Annotated in this window: 15 protein-coding genes; 11 read left to right on the top strand and 4 right to left on the bottom strand. The window is 58.0% G+C overall.

The genetic code is table 11. The annotated features are described in order from the left end of the window. Positions 1 to 14 precede the first annotated feature (14 nt). From P0N66_RS03235 to P0N66_RS03215, 5 genes are all read left to right on the top strand, one after another. Positions 15 to 743 (top strand): DUF1538 domain-containing protein, encoded by a 729-nt coding sequence (locus tag P0N66_RS03235; RefSeq protein WP_275802556.1) that lies wholly within the window; start codon positions 15 to 17, stop codon positions 741 to 743. Then, complete coding sequence (locus P0N66_RS03230; RefSeq protein WP_275802555.1) at positions 740 to 1,444, top strand: P-II family nitrogen regulator; 705 nt, start codon at positions 740 to 742, stop codon at positions 1,442 to 1,444. The genes P0N66_RS03235 and P0N66_RS03230 overlap by 4 nt, the downstream gene beginning before the upstream one ends. A 290-nt stretch (positions 1,445 to 1,734) precedes the next feature. Beyond that, positions 1,735 to 2,625, top strand: a complete 891-nt coding sequence (locus P0N66_RS03225) for a dihydropteroate synthase (protein WP_275802554.1) — start codon at positions 1,735 to 1,737, stop codon at positions 2,623 to 2,625. A 123-nt stretch (positions 2,626 to 2,748) separates the two neighbouring features. Further along, the gene (locus P0N66_RS03220) at positions 2,749 to 3,324 is read left to right on the top strand and encodes a type I restriction enzyme HsdR N-terminal domain-containing protein (RefSeq protein ID WP_275802553.1); all 576 of its coding nucleotides are present in this window, start codon (positions 2,749 to 2,751) and stop codon (positions 3,322 to 3,324) included. Between the two features lie 248 nt (positions 3,325 to 3,572). Further along, positions 3,573 to 4,922: a class II 3-deoxy-7-phosphoheptulonate synthase gene (locus tag P0N66_RS03215; protein WP_275802552.1), complete on the top strand. Its 1,350-nt coding sequence runs from the start codon at positions 3,573 to 3,575 to the stop codon at positions 4,920 to 4,922. Positions 4,923 to 4,964: 42 nt separating this feature from the next. Here the strand turns inward: P0N66_RS03215 and P0N66_RS03210 are convergent, their stop codons facing one another. Beyond that, complete coding sequence (locus P0N66_RS03210; protein WP_275802551.1) at positions 4,965 to 5,573, bottom strand: hypothetical protein; 609 nt, start codon at positions 5,571 to 5,573, stop codon at positions 4,965 to 4,967. A 92-nt stretch (positions 5,574 to 5,665) separates the two neighbouring features. Here P0N66_RS03210 and P0N66_RS03205 point away from each other — a divergent pair, with 92 nt between their 5' ends. Then, positions 5,666 to 6,592, top strand: a complete 927-nt coding sequence (locus tag P0N66_RS03205; protein ID WP_275802550.1) for a glutamate--tRNA ligase family protein — start codon at positions 5,666 to 5,668, stop codon at positions 6,590 to 6,592. Here the strand turns inward: P0N66_RS03205 and P0N66_RS03200 are convergent. Next, entirely contained in the window at positions 6,579 to 7,463 is an 885-nt protein-coding gene (locus P0N66_RS03200; protein ID WP_275802549.1) for a hypothetical protein, read from the bottom strand. The genes P0N66_RS03205 and P0N66_RS03200 overlap by 14 nt on opposite strands. A 2-nt stretch (positions 7,464 to 7,465) precedes the next feature. Next, positions 7,466 to 9,169, bottom strand: coding sequence for an MBL fold metallo-hydrolase (locus tag P0N66_RS03195; protein ID WP_275802548.1), 1,704 nt, complete (start codon positions 9,167 to 9,169; stop codon positions 7,466 to 7,468). A gap of 246 nt (positions 9,170 to 9,415) precedes the next feature. Between P0N66_RS03195 and P0N66_RS03190 the strand changes: the two genes are divergently transcribed. From P0N66_RS03190 to P0N66_RS03170, 5 genes are all read left to right on the top strand, one after another. Continuing rightward, a complete protein-coding gene (locus tag P0N66_RS03190) occupies positions 9,416 to 10,564 on the top strand; it encodes a peptidoglycan DD-metalloendopeptidase family protein (RefSeq protein WP_275802547.1) in 1,149 nt (382 codons plus the stop codon). Between the two features lie 157 nt (positions 10,565 to 10,721). Further along, positions 10,722 to 11,216 (top strand): GatB/YqeY domain-containing protein, encoded by a 495-nt coding sequence (locus P0N66_RS03185; RefSeq protein WP_275802546.1) that lies wholly within the window; start codon positions 10,722 to 10,724, stop codon positions 11,214 to 11,216. Between the two features lie 6 nt (positions 11,217 to 11,222). Continuing rightward, complete coding sequence (locus P0N66_RS03180) at positions 11,223 to 11,999, top strand: ComFC family protein (RefSeq protein WP_275802545.1); 777 nt, start codon at positions 11,223 to 11,225, stop codon at positions 11,997 to 11,999. A 121-nt stretch (positions 12,000 to 12,120) separates the two neighbouring features. Beyond that, entirely contained in the window at positions 12,121 to 13,233 is a 1,113-nt protein-coding gene (mtnA, locus tag P0N66_RS03175; protein WP_275802544.1) for an S-methyl-5-thioribose-1-phosphate isomerase, read from the top strand. Between the two features lie 362 nt (positions 13,234 to 13,595). Continuing rightward, positions 13,596 to 14,552, top strand: a complete 957-nt coding sequence (locus P0N66_RS03170) for a hypothetical protein (protein WP_275802543.1) — start codon at positions 13,596 to 13,598, stop codon at positions 14,550 to 14,552. 38 nt (positions 14,553 to 14,590) lie between these two features. On the opposite strand, the gene P0N66_RS03165 is transcribed toward P0N66_RS03170, so the two are convergent. Further along, on the bottom strand, positions 14,591 to 15,274 hold the full coding sequence (locus P0N66_RS03165; RefSeq protein WP_275802542.1) for an HAD family hydrolase: 684 nt from the start codon (positions 15,272 to 15,274) through the stop codon (positions 14,591 to 14,593). Positions 15,275 to 15,368 lie beyond the last annotated feature (94 nt).

The following is a 15,368-nucleotide window of genomic DNA, read 5'->3' as shown; positions in this document are numbered from 1 at the left end:
GCACCGCGTGATTTATGGAAATTAAAGTTTTTGACGGTTTTGGCCATATCATGCTGGAAGTGGGGTTCGCCCTGGTTCCCCTGCTGTTTTTTTTCCTCTTTTTCCAGATTTTTATCCTCCGCCTGCCATGGCCGCAACTGCTTAACATCTTAAAAGGACTGGTGCCGACCTTTTTTGGTCTGGCCCTTTTCCTGCAAGGGGTCAAGGTCGGTTTTTTCCCGATTGGAACCCAAATGGGCGCCATTTTAGCGGGTCTGCATCACAACTGGCTGCTGATCCCCATCGGTTTTGTGCTGGGCTTTGTCGCTACTTTTGCCGAACCAGCGGTAAGGATACTAAACCTGGAGGTGGAAAAAACCTCCAGTGGCTCCATACCGCAAAGCATTATGCTTTATACCCTGTCTCTAGGGGTGGGGCTGTCCATCGCCCTGTCCATGGCCCGGATGCTACTGGGTATCCCCCTATGGTATTTCATTATTCCCGGCTACCTGCTGGCTATGCTGCTGATGCGCCATTCCAGCAAAACCTTCACCTCCATCGCCTTTGATTCCGGCGGGGTGGCCACCGGCCCCATGACCGTTACATTTATCATGGCCGTTTCCGTCGGCGCTGCCGGGGTTATGGAAGGCCGTGACCCGCTGCTGGACGGCTTCGGCATGATCACCCTGGTGGCCTTGGCCCCTATTCTGGCGGTCCTGATCCTGGGCCTGCTGTTCAACCGTCGCCAAAAGGAACGAGCATGAGTTCGATTTCATGTTTTAAGCTGCTGATTACCGTGGTCAAAAAGGGCCGGGCCAAGGTGGTCGTCAAGGCCTCCAAACAGGCCGGGGCCGAAGGGGGAACCATCTTCCTGGGCAAAGGCACCGGAATATACGAAAAAAAATGTTTCGGGATTCCGGTCAACCAGGATAAAGAGATAATTCTGACCCTTTTCCCGGAGAAAATCAGCGACATGCTGTTCAACACGGTCATGGAAGCGGGTAAGCTGCAGGAAACCGGCCAGGGCATCGCCATGGTCGTTGATGTCGTGAACCTGGCCGGGATTGCCCATTTCTGTGATCTGGAGTCTAAAAAGAGGCACGATATGCAACAGGCAAGCGGCTTTGAGTTGATCGTCACGGTGATCAACAAAGGCAACTCCGAAAAGGTGGTCAGCGCCAGTAAACGGGCCGGCGCCGAAGGCGGCACCATCCTTTACGGCCGGGGCACCGGCATTCACGAAAAAGAGACCCTTTTTTCAATTCCCATCGAGCCTGAAAAAGAAGTGATTCTTACGTTGATCGCCAACGATAAAACGGAGGCGGTACTGCAGGCCATCCGCCAGGAAACCGGCCTGGATGAGCCCGGTATGGGAATCGCCTTTGTCCTGCCGGTGGAGCGCACCACCGGCATCAAGCACCTGGAGGAGGCCCAAAAGGCCGGTGGCGGTTGTTTTTCGGCCTGAGCCCCCGCTGCCGCCCTCACACTTTTTGGCACATTCGATTGACATCCGCACCATTTAAGGCTAATTTTGCACGATTGTCGGCTTTCCTGGGAGACCAGATCCCATCGTCGGCCAACACGTATGGCTGGTATTGCCAGGCCGTCACTGCCTATTGTTAAGTAGAAAAACCCGTGGTTCCGGTGGGGGCTGAAGTGTATCGAAAACGATTGCCAATGCCCCGCAGACAGACGGTTTACCGCAATTTTTTATTTATTTTAATTTTTTGAACGTTTTACCTAAGGAGGGAATCAATGAAGGTACAGGCCATCGCCGAAAGCATCAACATCATGGGCAAGCGCAGCGGAACAGCCATGAAAGAACGCAATCCCGGACCGATCCAGGAAATGGCTAAAGAGGAAGCCGCCGCCGGTGCCTCATACCTGGATCTCAATATCGGGCCAGCCCGCAAGGACGGTACCGAGTTGATGCCCTGGGTGGTGGAAACCATGGAAGCGGTCACCGACGTGCCACTGTGCCTGGACACCACCAACGCCGATGCCATGGCCGCCGGTTTTAAGGCATTGAAGAACAAGGAAGCAGCTATCATGAACTCTATTTCCGCCCAGCCCGAGCGGATGGAAAAGCTGATTCCGGTGGCCGCCGAAGCCGGCTGTAACGTAATCGCCCTGCTCTGGGGCCCCGACGGCATGCCCCGGGACTCCAACGAACGGGCCGCCATGGCCGTCGATCTGATGATGGCCCTCAGCGAAGCTGGGATCCCCAATGAAAAAATCCTTTTTGATCCCATTGGCACCCCAATCACCCTTGGGGCCGACCAGATCAACTCCGGTCTGGAGTTCATGAGCATGCTGCAGGAGATTGCACCTGGTTCCGGCTCCACCGTGGGGCTGTCCAACGTCTCCAACGGGGTGGCCGAACACCTGCGCAAGTACCTGGACCGCACCTACCTGATCATGCTGATGAAATACGGCCTGACTACAGCCATCGTTAACTCTTACGATGAAGAGTTGATGGCCATCTGTAAAGGCGAGCGCCAGGATCTGGTGGACCTGGTCCACGGCATGATGGACGGCAATGACCCGGGCCCAGACGGTCTTTCCGGGACCGCGCTGGAGCACTACAAAACCTATAAGGTGCTCTCCGGCCAGAACGTCTTCTCCGAGTCCTGGCTGGAATTGTAAATAAGCGTCGCCGGACGGGATAACCGCAGCAACAAGGAAAGGGGAAGAGACAACTATCAGGCTCTTCCCCTTTCCTTGTTGGCGCTAAACCAGGGCCGCCCCCTTGCAACTGTTGGTTCAGCTATGACGGAAGTCGACTCCCATCATATGACTTACGGTTATCTCCAGGACTTTCTTACCGGGGAAACCCTGGTGGATACTGATGATGAGCGTTACCGCCAGCACCTGGCCCGGTTGCTGGTGGAAGAGAAGGGGTTCGCCAAGGAAGAAATCGAATCCCGGCTGAAAATTGAAACCCTCTTTGCCGGCCGGTTCGTGCTTTCCAGAATCGATTTTCTGATCAGGCTGGCTGGCCGGCCGCTATTACTGTTGCGTTACGGTCCCGGCTCCCTGGTTACCCGTCAGCGGCCGGCCTTGGCCGCCGCCCGGGTGCTTGACCCCCAGGGGGTCATTCCCTTGACCGTGGTCAGTAACGGCCAAGACGCGGAAGTGATGGACAGCTACAGCGGCAAAGTGGTGGCCCAAGGACTGGGCGCCATCCCAGCACGATGGGAGCTGCGACAACAGGAGGCAGCACTGGAAAACCGTCCCCTGCCGGCCGGGCAACGGGAGCCGGAATTGCGCATTTTAAACGCCTTTGATTATGAGGCCTGCTGTGCCGGGGATCCCTGTGCCCTGCCTCGCGCCCCTGAAGGCTGAGCGTGCACGTTCACGGCGGTTCAACCGTTGATCAAGTTACGGCTGACTTTAGGCCGGCACACAAGATAAAAGTGATTGTAACTGTTCAGCAGCACCCCATCTTGCGGCGATCAGGTCGACTTGAGTACCTGATGTACGCTACGCCGACTTGGCTTACCGCAACCTGGGGCACTGCTGAACAGTTACGTGCCAGAATGAGCTGGACAGCTACAAAGTGATTTATCAATTCAGCATTTGGAGTTTTAGCGATGAGTGAACGTACCAACTGGAGCAAAGAGAGCTGGCGGAATTTCAAGGCACTGCAGCAGCCCAACTGGCCCGATGCCCGAGAGCTGGAAACCGCCCTGGCCACCATTTCCGGGCTGCCGCCGCTGGTTTTTGCCGGTGAGATCCGGGATCTCAAGCAGCAACTGGCCAAGGTCGCCCGCGGCGAGGCCTTTTTGCTTCAGGGGGGAGATTGTGCTGAAAGCTTTTCCTATTGCAACGCCCCGACGGTACGGGAGCTGCTCAAGGTGATCCTGCAGATGACGGTGATCCTGGGTTATGCGGGCGGCAAGCCGGTGGTCAAAGTCGGCCGGATGGCCGGCCAGTACGCCAAGCCCCGCTCCGCCGATACCGAAATGGTCGACGGCGTGGAGCTGCCCAGCTATCGCGGCGACATGGTCAACAGCAGCGAACCCGAGGCCGAGGCCCGGCGCCCCGATCCTCAACGGATGGTCAAAGGCTATTTCCTGGCCTGCGCCACCATGAACATCCTGCGGGCCTTCACCCGGGGGGGCTACGCCGCCCTGGACCGGGTCCATGCCTGGAACAACGAGTTTGTCAAAAACTCCCCCCAGGGGCAGATGTACGAACGGCTGGCCTCCCAGATAGAACGGGCCATCAACTTCATGCGGGTGGTGGGGTTGGACACCAGCATGCCCCAGCTGACCCAGGCCAGTTTTTTCACCTCCCATGAAGCCCTGCTGCTGGGCTACGAAGAGTCCCTGACCCGCCAGGATTCCACCACCGGCGACTGGTACGACTGTTCCGCCCACATGCTGTGGATCGGCGAACGCACCCGCCAGGTGGACGGCGCCCACGTGGAATTTTTCCGCGGGGTGCACAACCCCATCGGCGTCAAGATCGGCCCCAACCACGACATCGACGACGTTAAACGCCTGGTGAGCACCCTGAACCCGGACAACGAGCCGGGCAAACTGACCCTGATCACCCGTTTCGGCATCAAGAAAATCGCCGAAGGCCTAACCCCGCTGGTCCGGTCCCTGAAAGAGGAAGGGTTCAACCTGGTGTGGAGTTGCGACCCCATGCATGGCAACACCTACACCTCCTCCACCGGCCTGAAGACCCGTAACTTCGTCAATATTCTGGAAGAGATCCGGGCCTTTTTCGAGATTCACTGGCAGGAGGGCACGGTCCCCGGCGGGGTGCACTTTGAAATGACCGGGGCCGATGTCACCGAATGCGTAGGCGGCGGCCGGGATATCATGGATCAGCAGTTGAGCCGCAACTACCAGACCATGTGCGATCCTCGGCTCAACGCCGAGCAGAGTCTGGAACTGGCCTTCCAGATCGCCGAACTGTTGCGGGAAAAATAGGCAAAATACCGGTAAACTTTAACCCCAAACCCGCTGCGCGCTTCAGGGGCGCCGGGGCGGGCCTTCGTCAATCATCTCGGCAATGCTTTTTTTCACCCTGGCTCGGGCCAGGGCGGACAACCCGTGGGCGGCCAGAAGTTCCTGCTCCAGTTGGGCCAGCTCCCTGAAAAGTGAGGCCCGCTCCACGGTGGGCACCTTGTCCCGGTCGGCCACCAGTTCCTGGCAGCGGAAACAGCCGGGGAACTTCTGCACCCGGCCATCGGGAAAAGTCAGGCTGGAAGGCACCCCGTGCAGGCGGCAGATCATCAGGCGATGCTCATAGAGCAGGCACCGGCCTTCTTCGTTGAGGGGGCACATGATCTCCGGCCGCCGGTCGGCGGCCAGTTCTTCTTGCGCCTGTTGCCTGTAATTCACCGCCCGCTGGCGCACCACCGCCAGGCTGGCTGCCGGCAGCTCCCGCAGACCGACCCACAACCAGGCCCATTCAAACCGGGTATGGTGCAGGAAGTATGAGTTGCAGCAGTTGTCCGGGCAGCCGGTACAGGAAAAATCCAACTGGCGAGCCACCACGTCATAGGCCGCCTCCATGCGGTGGTAAAGATCTTTGATCCTGGCCGCCAACTCCGGTGGAATGGTAAGTTCGTCGTTCATGTTTTGCATATTACTGTAAAAATAAACCGTTCACCAGGGCCAATAACATTTTGACTTAGCGATCTGTTAATGTTCCACAGCATCCCATGCCCATGATCCGTTCCCGTTTTGCGCCAACCCCCAGCGGCTATCTCCACCTGGGCAATGCCGTCAACCTTATCCTTGCCTGGCTGCTGGTTCGCCGCGCCGGGGGCCTGATCAAACTGCGCATCGACGATGCCGACGCCCACCGCTGCCGGCCTGAGTTCATCGAGGATATTTTCCGCCAACTGGACTGGCTGGGCCTGGACTGGGATCTGGGCCCCGGCGGCCCCGATGAGTTCACCTCCCGTTACTCCCAGCGGCGGCGCTTGGAACGGTACCGGGAAGTGCTGAGCACGCTGCAGGCGCGGGGGGGCCTCTTCTTCTGCACCTGCAGCCGGCGGCAGATCAAAAAAATCAGCGATTCTCATCTCTATCCCGGCACCTGCCGGAGTTGTGGCCAACCACCGGGGAGGCCGCACACCGCTCGGATCATGGTCCCCGATCAGTGGACCCATGACCCCGCCCCCCGGGAGATGGTGCTGGCAGCGACATCGGGGGCGGGAAGGCCGCTCGCCGGTTCCACCCTGTGCCCGGTGTCGCTGGCAACCGAAATGGGGGACTTTATCCTCTGGCGCCGGGACAATTTGCCGGCCTATCAACTGGCCAGCCTGGTGGATGATCTTGACGACGGCATCAATTTCATCGTCCGTGGCCGGGATCTGCTTCCTTCCACCGCCGCCCAGTCTTTCCTGGCCGAACAACTGGGCCGGGCCGGGGGCGCGTTTCTGGCCGCCGACTTTCTCCACCACCCCTTGCTGACCAACGACCAGGGCCAAAAACTGGCCAAGTCCGACCAGGCCCTTTCCCTGGCCGCCATGCGCCGGGCCGGCACCACCCCGGGAGACATTTATCGTCAGGCGGCCCGCTTTCTGGGGCAACCCGGGGACGAAATCAACTCCCTGGCCGACCTGCTGGCCACCCTCACGGCACCTTGATCATGGGCTGTTCCGGTCCCGGCGTCCGGGAACTGAAGACCGTGTACGCATAAATGATGGCCAGGGCGAACAGAGCCGTGCCGCCCCCCAGTAAAGCGCCGATCAGCGGCGGGGCAATCAGGGCCAGCCGCAACATCACCGTCACCACCGCAAAGCCGGAATTCCGGAAGGCCACCAGGTAACCGCTACTGTAGCGCAGGGAAATCAGCACCAGCAGCACATCACTGAACACCAACAGGGTATAGAATTTCTCAAAAATACTTTCCGGATGGCCGTGAAGGAAGTATTCCCCGATATCATGCAGTACGATCACCACAAAACCGGCCAGCAGCACCAAAGCGATATTTTTCTTGGTCAGAATAAACCCGGTTTTATCCACAATGCGGTCACCACCGGCGGGGTAGGTGCTGCGCACCCGATAGTAAAAACCCAGCACCGCAAAAATCACCAGCGCGCCCATGGCCGATGAAACCATGGGAACCAGGGCCGGTTCCACCTGTTCCCAGAGCAGAGGTTCATCCAGATGACTGATTTCCTTGAAGGTGTTACGCAAGAGAATCAAGGAAAGAATTTCCAACTGCTTGCCCACCGATATGGAGACCGACTTGGAGAGGGCCAGGGTCAGCCCCACCACTTCCAGGATCAGCAGCAGAGTAAAAGCCCACTCAATGGCCACCAGATGATTGGTGGGAACCACCGCGGCCATGTGGACCGGCAGCCAGCCCTGGCGATTGGCTTCAATCAGCAGTAACGAGCCGACAAAAAAGACCACTAGAAAAAAGGCGCTGCGCCGCCGCCCGGCGGCACTCTCCCAGCCTTCTTCCAACCGGTCAAACAGCCAGCCGCCGTAGTTGGTTAAGCCGTGTCGCATCTTCACTCCTCTTTGCCTGTCGGGCCGACCAGCGGCGGTTGCTGATCGGCCGGCAGGACCAGCCGGTAAAGCCGGTTGGGTTCCGGCACCACCACCTCGGTTTGCACTTCCCGGCGATAGCGTTGGGCCAGATTTTGACCATTTTCCCCTGCCAGATGCACCAGAAAAATTTTGTGCGGGTCGGTGCCGGTGAAAATGTTCAGCATGGTCGCCGGATCGGCATGGCCGGCAAAGGCCCCGGTCTGGCGAATGGTGGCCCTGACCCGGCGCTGCTGGCCGCCAATGGTTAGACTGGTGGGCGGGGTCTTGCCGGCGATCAGGCGCCCGCCGAGGCTGCCGGGGGCCTGATAGCCGACGAAATAAAAAACCGTCTCCGGATCTTCCAGGTAATCGAGCAGTGCCTGGCGGGCCGCCGAATAATCGGCCATGCCCGAGGCCATAATCCCGATTTCACCGTGTTTCAGGCCCAGGGGGTTGTCCGGTGCCTCGCCGCGGCACTCGCCGATATAGCCCGCCGGAAAAAAATTGGCCTCGGCCATGGCTGGCGTGAAATAGCGGGCATAGATATGCTCGTCAGCCTCGAGGTTGCTGGTCTCGAGACGGTAATGCCGGGCAAAATCATCGTACAGACGCAGCAAGCGGTTGGCGGCAGGACTGCAAACCCTGATAACCTGGTCAGCCGGCAACTTGCCCCGGTCGATGGCCCGGCCCAGTTCAAACATCACCTGCTGGCTGCGGTCCAGCACCACGGCCGGAATCACCACCCGCTTGCCGTCGCGGGCCAATTGGGCCACTTCCCGCCGAAATTGACGCCGCAACGGCAACAGATCGGCATCATTCCGATCATAACGCATGGTGCCCTCCAAAAACAGGAAGTCCACGGCTGTTTGCAGGCGCGGATTAGGGGGCAGCAGAGGGGAGGAACCAGCCCCGGTGTCACCGGCAAAAAGCAGGCGGTGGTGGTCAAGGGTCAGCCGGATCATGGCGGAACCGGGGATATGAGGGGTGAGCAGGAACTCGGCCTGCCGTACGGAACTATCCACCGGCACCGGCCGGCCGGGCTCAACGATAACCACCTGCTGCGCCAAGCGTTGCTCCAGTTCCGCTGCCAGTTTTTCCCGCTGGGGCCGGGCAAGATAATAGCCCTGGGCGGAGAGCTCACCACGCCTGGCCGTAAAGTGTATCCGGTTGTCCGGTCGCACCGTGCGATCGCCGAAATCATAACTTTCCAGGTAAACGGGGATGCGGCGGCGACCGGCTTGGTGGCGGGAATAATAAAAACGCTCCGGACCGAAATCCACCAAACCGAGGTTGTCCGTCAGGGTGAGGAGAGCCAGTTCATAGGTTATTCTGGTCATATAGATGGGGCCGCGGTAACCCTCATGCAGCAACAGCGGCAGCCGCCCCAGGTGATCGGCATGGGCATGGGTGATGAATACGGCCCGGATCGCTGTCACCGCCACTTCTTCCGGCCAGGGATAATTGGCGCCATCACGGCCGAAAAAAGATCCCACGTCCACCAGGTAAAAATCGTCGTCGACTTCCAGGACATGCAAAGATCCGCTAACCGTTCCCTGGCCGCCGTAGCCCCGATACACCAGCGACGGCGCATTACTTTCAGCGCCAAGAGTCCCCCCAAAGCTGAGCAGCGTCAGCCAGAAAGCTGCCAACCACAGCGCGCAGAGCCCTAATCCCCTTTTTTGCATCGCCAGCCACCATCAATATCAGGTTCGTAATCACTACTTGCCGCCATTTATCGGCTACTGCTTTTCAGTATGCCCAAACGCCGTGGTAATTCAAGTTTTTCTCACACCAGTTCCATCCTCGACCATGCTTTGTCGACCCTGGGGCGCCGCCAAATCGCTAAAAACTGGCACACAATCTGCATTACAATACCCCAAAACCGCCGACCATGGCATAACAGTCAAAAAAATGACCAAAGGAACCTGGATATGGATCTCACCGGTATCTATTCCGTTACTGCCCCCAAAACTGGTTCTTCCCAGTCCCCGACAAACCGCCCCAACCTTAACGCCGATTCCGACTTTGCCCGGATCATGGAAGCCAGCCGCAGACCATCGTCGCCGTCTTCCGATCCGAAAGCCGCGCACAAAGACGCCGCACACCTGCCCCCCAAGACCGTTTCCGGGCTGTCCACTCCTGATCAGACGACTTCCGGTGGGGAAGAAAGGCCGGTCACACTTACCTATACTGTCAGCCCCGGTGACACCCTGTCCGGAATTGTCGCCGGTAAACTGCAGCAGAAAGGGGTATCCCATTCCCGCAGCGAGCTTTACCGCCTGGTCAACACCGTGGCCGGCGACAATAATTTGACCAACCCCGACCGAATTTTCCCCGGACAGCGACTCAACATGGCCGGTCTTCCCCGGTTCGGCGGCGGCGCTGCGTCCCCGGTTGCTCACCGCACCACCGCTATCGAAGCCACCCCCCTCGGCGACACTTTACAACCGCCGGCCCTGGGCCGGATCAGTTCGGAATTCGGCCGCCGGCTGCACCCCATCGCCGGCCATGAACAGCACCATGACGGCCTTGATATCGTGCTGCCCCAAGGCACCCCCATCAAACCGGTGGCGGCGGGGACGGTGATCGCCGCCGGCGACAACGGCAACTACGGCCTGACGGTTGATATTGACCATGGTAACGGCCTGAGTTCACGCTATGCTCACCTGTCAAGGATCCTGGTGCAGCCGGGTCAGCAGATCACCGCCGGCCAGACCATTGCCCGTTCCGGTGCCACCGGGTTGGCCAACGGACCCCACCTTCACCTCGAAATTCATCAGGACCGACAGCCCATCGACCCTCTGACCATGCTGACCCGCCCTGACCTTGAACGGGGCCCGCTGCAGGCCGATGGCACCCGCCCTGGCGACCCTGATCCCCATACCGGCGAGTACACGGTGCGGCCCGGCGATACCCTGTCCACCATTGCCGCCCGGGAAATGCACCGTCAAGGGAAGGATTCTTCGCCCCAGGATCTGCACCGGCAGGTTTTGCAACTGGCGGCCGCCAATAACCTTCGTGATCCGGACCGGATTGTTGCCGGCCAGCGGCTTAATCTCAGCATCCTGCTAAGCGCCTGAATGCTGCCGGTACCGGTCACTGCCGGCCAGGCCCTTTTTGCTTGACGCAAGTCTCTGTTTACAGTCAACTAGCAACACTGTTGCCCCCAAACGCCGTTTCAATTCCCGTCAATTTTCCGGCGGCGTTTTTTTGTTTACCTCGTAAGGACTATAACCTATGCACACCGAAGCCAAGGCCTACGGCTGGAGCGAAGAGTCGGAAACTGCCCTGCTGGCCAAACTGAAAAGTGACCTTAAGCAGGCCATGCGGGATCACGATGATTTGCGCAAAAACACCATTCGCCAGATTATCAGCGAGTTTCCCAAGCTCACCGTGCCCATTACCCTGGAATCAGGAAAGAAAAGCACTCGTCTTAAGACCGGCGAAGAAATCACCAACGATGATATTCTGGGAATCATCAGTGGCTTGGTTAAGTCGGAGAAAACAACTTTGGAGCTGCAGGGCAAAGCAAGCTCTCCCTATCTGGAGGTGCTGCACACTTACCTGCCGCAACCCGCCGGCGCTGAAGAAATTGAAGCCTGGATTGCCGCCAATATCGATTTTTCACAGTTTAAAACCCCTTTGCAGGCCATGGGGCCGATTATGAAACATTTCGGTAAAAAAGCCGACGGCAACCTCGTTAAACAGCTACTGGCGCAAAAAGCCGCTTGAATTTACATGATGGCGCCGGACCTGGCCAGCATACCGGGAGCTATCTTCCAAGCCTGCCAGGATATCATCTTCCCGCCCAGTTGCCTTGGCTGCCGGAACCCTTTGCCCGCTTCCCGGCTACCGTTGTTTTGTGTATCCTGCCGGGAACAGCTTAAGTGGCTGAAGGCGCCTCTGTGTCCCGGTTGCGGCCGTCCCTGGCCGGCGGGCAGCGGGGTTGATCATTGGTGCGGCCCCTGCCGGCAAAAGCCGCCTTTTTATAATCGAGCCCGGGCGGCGGTTATCTACCAGGATCCGGTGGCCGCCGCGATTCAGACCTGTAAATATCAGGCCGACCTTGCCGCATTGGCCTCCCTGGCCTCCCTGGCCCGGTGCTCACCAGCCCTCGATCTTGGTGCCGCCCAGTCCATTGCCATCCGGGCGGCCGAATATGATTATATTCTGCCGGTTCCCCTGCACCTTGAGCGTTTACGACAACGGGGGTTTAATCAGGCCCTGTTGCTGGCCCGAGCTTTTTTTCCCGGCCAAAAGAAGAAAATTCGCTTCGATCTGCTTGCCCGCCAGCGCATGACCCGGCCGCAAGCTGGAATGAGCGGCCATCAGCGACGACTAAACCTCAAAGGCGCCTTTGAAGTCCTCAAGCCGGAAAAGATACGCCGAAGGTCACTGTTATTGGTAGACGATGTGCTCACCACCGGGACAACGGTCAATGAGTGCGCCAGAATTCTGCGGCTGGCCGGCGCCGCTGGGGTGGATGTTTTCACCCTGGCCCGGGTTAGGGAATAACCAAGGAAGATGGCCTCGCAAAAACCCGCCAAAAGTGCTGGACGTCAACGTATAAACAAAGAGTTAAAAAGCGCACCCAGTAGCGGCGCGGTTTTTTGCGACGCCGACAAGGAAAACCAAAATGAAAATTAACGGCCAACATTACCGTACCATTTGGCTTGATAACGACGATCCCCGGATCGTTAAAATTATTGACCAACGGCGCCTGCCCCATACTTTGGTGGTTGAGGAGTTGCGCACCGTTGAAGACTGTTGCCGGGCGATCAAGGAAATGCACGTGAGGGGCGCCGGTTTGATCGGGGCCACCGCCGCTTTTGCCATGTACAGCGCAGCGCTTGCTGCTCCCGCCGCTGATTGTGACCGTTTTTTGCGGCAGGCCGCCACCTCCCTACAGGCCACCCGGCCCACCGCCAGCAACCTGGCCTGGGCGGTAAACCGCCAGCTTGCAACCCTGCTTCCCCTCGACAGCCTGACGGCCAAGCAGGAGGCGGCTAAAATTACGGCCCAGACCATCGCCGATGAAGACGCCGCCGCCTGCCGCCAAATCGGTGAGCACGGACTGCCCCTGATTGCCGCCATCAGCCGACGTAAAGGCGGGTTGCCGGTTAATATTCTGACCCATTGTAATGCCGGCTGGCTGGCATTTGTCGATTATGGTTCCGCCACCGCTCCGATTTACGCCGCGCATCAGGCCGGGATTCCGGTCCATGTCTGGGTGGATGAAACCCGCCCCTGGTTGCAAGGCGCCCGGCTGACGGCCTGGGAGTTGGCGGGGGAAGCGGTACCCCATACCCTGATAACCGACAATGCCGGTGGCCACCTGATGCAACATGGCCAGGTCGACCTGGTGCTGGTGGGCACCGACCGCACCACTCGCCGTGGTGACGTGGCCAACAAGATCGGCACTTACCTCAAGGCTCTGGCGGCCAGTGATAATTCGGTGCCGTTTTACGTCGCCCTGCCCTCGTCCACTTTTGACTGGCAGATTGCCGACGGAGTTAACGAAATACCCATTGAATACCGTTCCGGAGATGAGGTAAAATTCCTAGCGGGCATCGATTCGGATGGAATTGAGCGGGAGCTGTTGCTGGCCCCACCTCTATGCCCGGCGGTCAATCCCGGCTTTGATGTCACCCCGGCCCGGCTGATCAGCGGCCTGATCAGCGAGCGGGGCATCATGAAGGCCGATGAGAGCGATATTTTGCGTTTGTACCCTGAACAACAGAGCGTCTGAATTCGCCGGACTAATTTTTGATTTTTTGCCGGTGGTCTGGTAATCTTTGACCTATCTACAGTAACCAGGAGGCCCCCATGGCTGGCTCAGATCATCAACATCACGAACCGGAAGACCCCTCGGTCTGCTTTAAGGCAGGTATCTTTTTTATTTGTGTCACGATCACCCTGGCGATACTGGCATATTACAACTAACCCATGCATTTATGCAGGTTTTCCTGGGCTGTGGTGGAGCGACTATTTTCTTGATATAGGCTACTGAACCAGATATAATCGGTGGTAGATTAATATTAAGAAAAGTGATCGAATATAACTGAGTCGGGTCCGGCAAGCGGCGGTGGCGAAACGTTGGTGCAGATAGACATGAACACCTTGAAATTCAGCATAGCTCTGCTGGGGAGTACGGCTTTGCTGCTGACCTTACCGGTTTTGGCGTCGGCCAATGATACCGATAGCGGTGAGCGGAAGTTTGCCGGGTCAATGCTGAGTCGTTTTTTACCCAGCTCCGAGCCGCAAGGTGAATCCTGGAACCACCAAGAGTTGCCTTCACGCTTCAGTCTGGGCTTTTTTACCGCTGGTGTTCCCCTTGCGCCAGTTGCTGCACCGGAGGAAGAGTTTCACGCCCCTTCTTACCTGGATGATTCCCCTCCCACTCAAATTACGGCCCTGGCAAATTTCGGTTATGGCTCTTACTATGGTGTCTCCCGACTGGATACTAACAACCTTTCGCTGCTTCCTGGCATGGTCGGTCTAGATGACCAGCTTTCTGCCAACGAGTTGCCCCGTGACGATAATCTTTCCCTGAGTCTGGAGGCAGGCCTCAGGCATCAGCAACTAAACACCGGGATGCTGTACGCCTACCAGAGCGGTTATCCCACCTCACGTGGTCCGATAAGCGGTTCGCCGTCCTTTCCGTCCTATATTTTTACCCCCTTGGGACCAGTATCCGAGCAACACCGCGACCAACGAGGTCCCGAAGGGCATGCCGTCTTTTTCTATCTGGGCTATAACCATACCCCCCAACTCAACCTCCGCGGCTCCGTCGGCCTGGCCAAGACCGCCGGCGGCATCAGCAGCGATGATCCCAACCACCTCCTGAACGAGCAAAGCCGGCGCTGGGGGGTTGATATTGCCGCCACCTACAGGCTGCTGGACAATCTGGTTTATCAGGCCCACCTGGGGTACGTCAGTATTGATGAAAGTCCATCTGCCGCCGAAACTCCCGTACTGCACACCGGTAGCGACGCCACTCCCCAGTCCGCCGGCCAGAACTCCGATTCTATCTTCCATATCGGCAGCCACATCCGAATGACCTTCTGATTTTTTCGTCCTTTTTTACGTCCTGCCAGGCAACACGGTTAGTAGGGGGGCATCAATTCACTGAAGTAGACGATGGAAGGATATTGGGTTGAAAATCTTTGCGCGGCCCGGCTACTTGGCCGCGCCACATGCACCAATTGGCCCAGGCCATGGGCACAGGCCGCGTCCAGAACCCTTTCGGTGTCGTCAACCAACATGGTGCGGTCTTTATCATAACTCAGGTAACGCTCCAACCTGGGCCAGAATTCTGCTTCTTCCTTGGCCAAACCGATCTCTTCGGCACAGACCACCTGCTCCCAGTAATCAGTTAAGGCAGCTTTTTTCAGTTTGATGGCCAGAGTCTTGTGATGAGCATTGGTTACCAGGTAAACCCGCTTGCCTTTCCGTCGACAAAACATCAAAAATTCAACCACATGAGGGTGAATGTCGATCAGTGCATCAACCTGCCGTTTCAGCTCCGGGATATCCATTTCCAGCACCTGCGACCAGTGATCCAGGTCAGCCCAAGCCAGGGTTCCCTGCCGTTCATCAAACTTGGCAATCAGCCGGCGGCGGGCCTCATCAATTTCCAGATTATGGATTAGTGCGTAGTTTTCCGGCACAAAGCAGTGCCAAAAGTAGTCGTCAAAATGACGATCCAACAGGGTGCCGTCCAGGTCCAGTAGCACGGTGCTGATTTGATGCCAGTCAATTTGTGGTTTAATTTGAACATCCTGTTCCATCTTTTGCTTCCCTGCCTCGGGCCGTCGGCTCGTCCTTCTCTTATACTATAAAAACTCCGTTCGGCGGTTACGCGCCCGCAGCGGTGAGGGAGTT

This window comes from Desulfurivibrio dismutans (genome assembly GCF_029210385.1).
Taxonomy (GTDB): domain Bacteria; phylum Desulfobacterota; class Desulfobulbia; order Desulfobulbales; family Desulfurivibrionaceae; genus Desulfurivibrio; species Desulfurivibrio dismutans.
The sequence above is the reverse complement of the archived record's forward strand: the minus strand, read 5'-3'. Positions and strand labels throughout refer to the sequence as shown.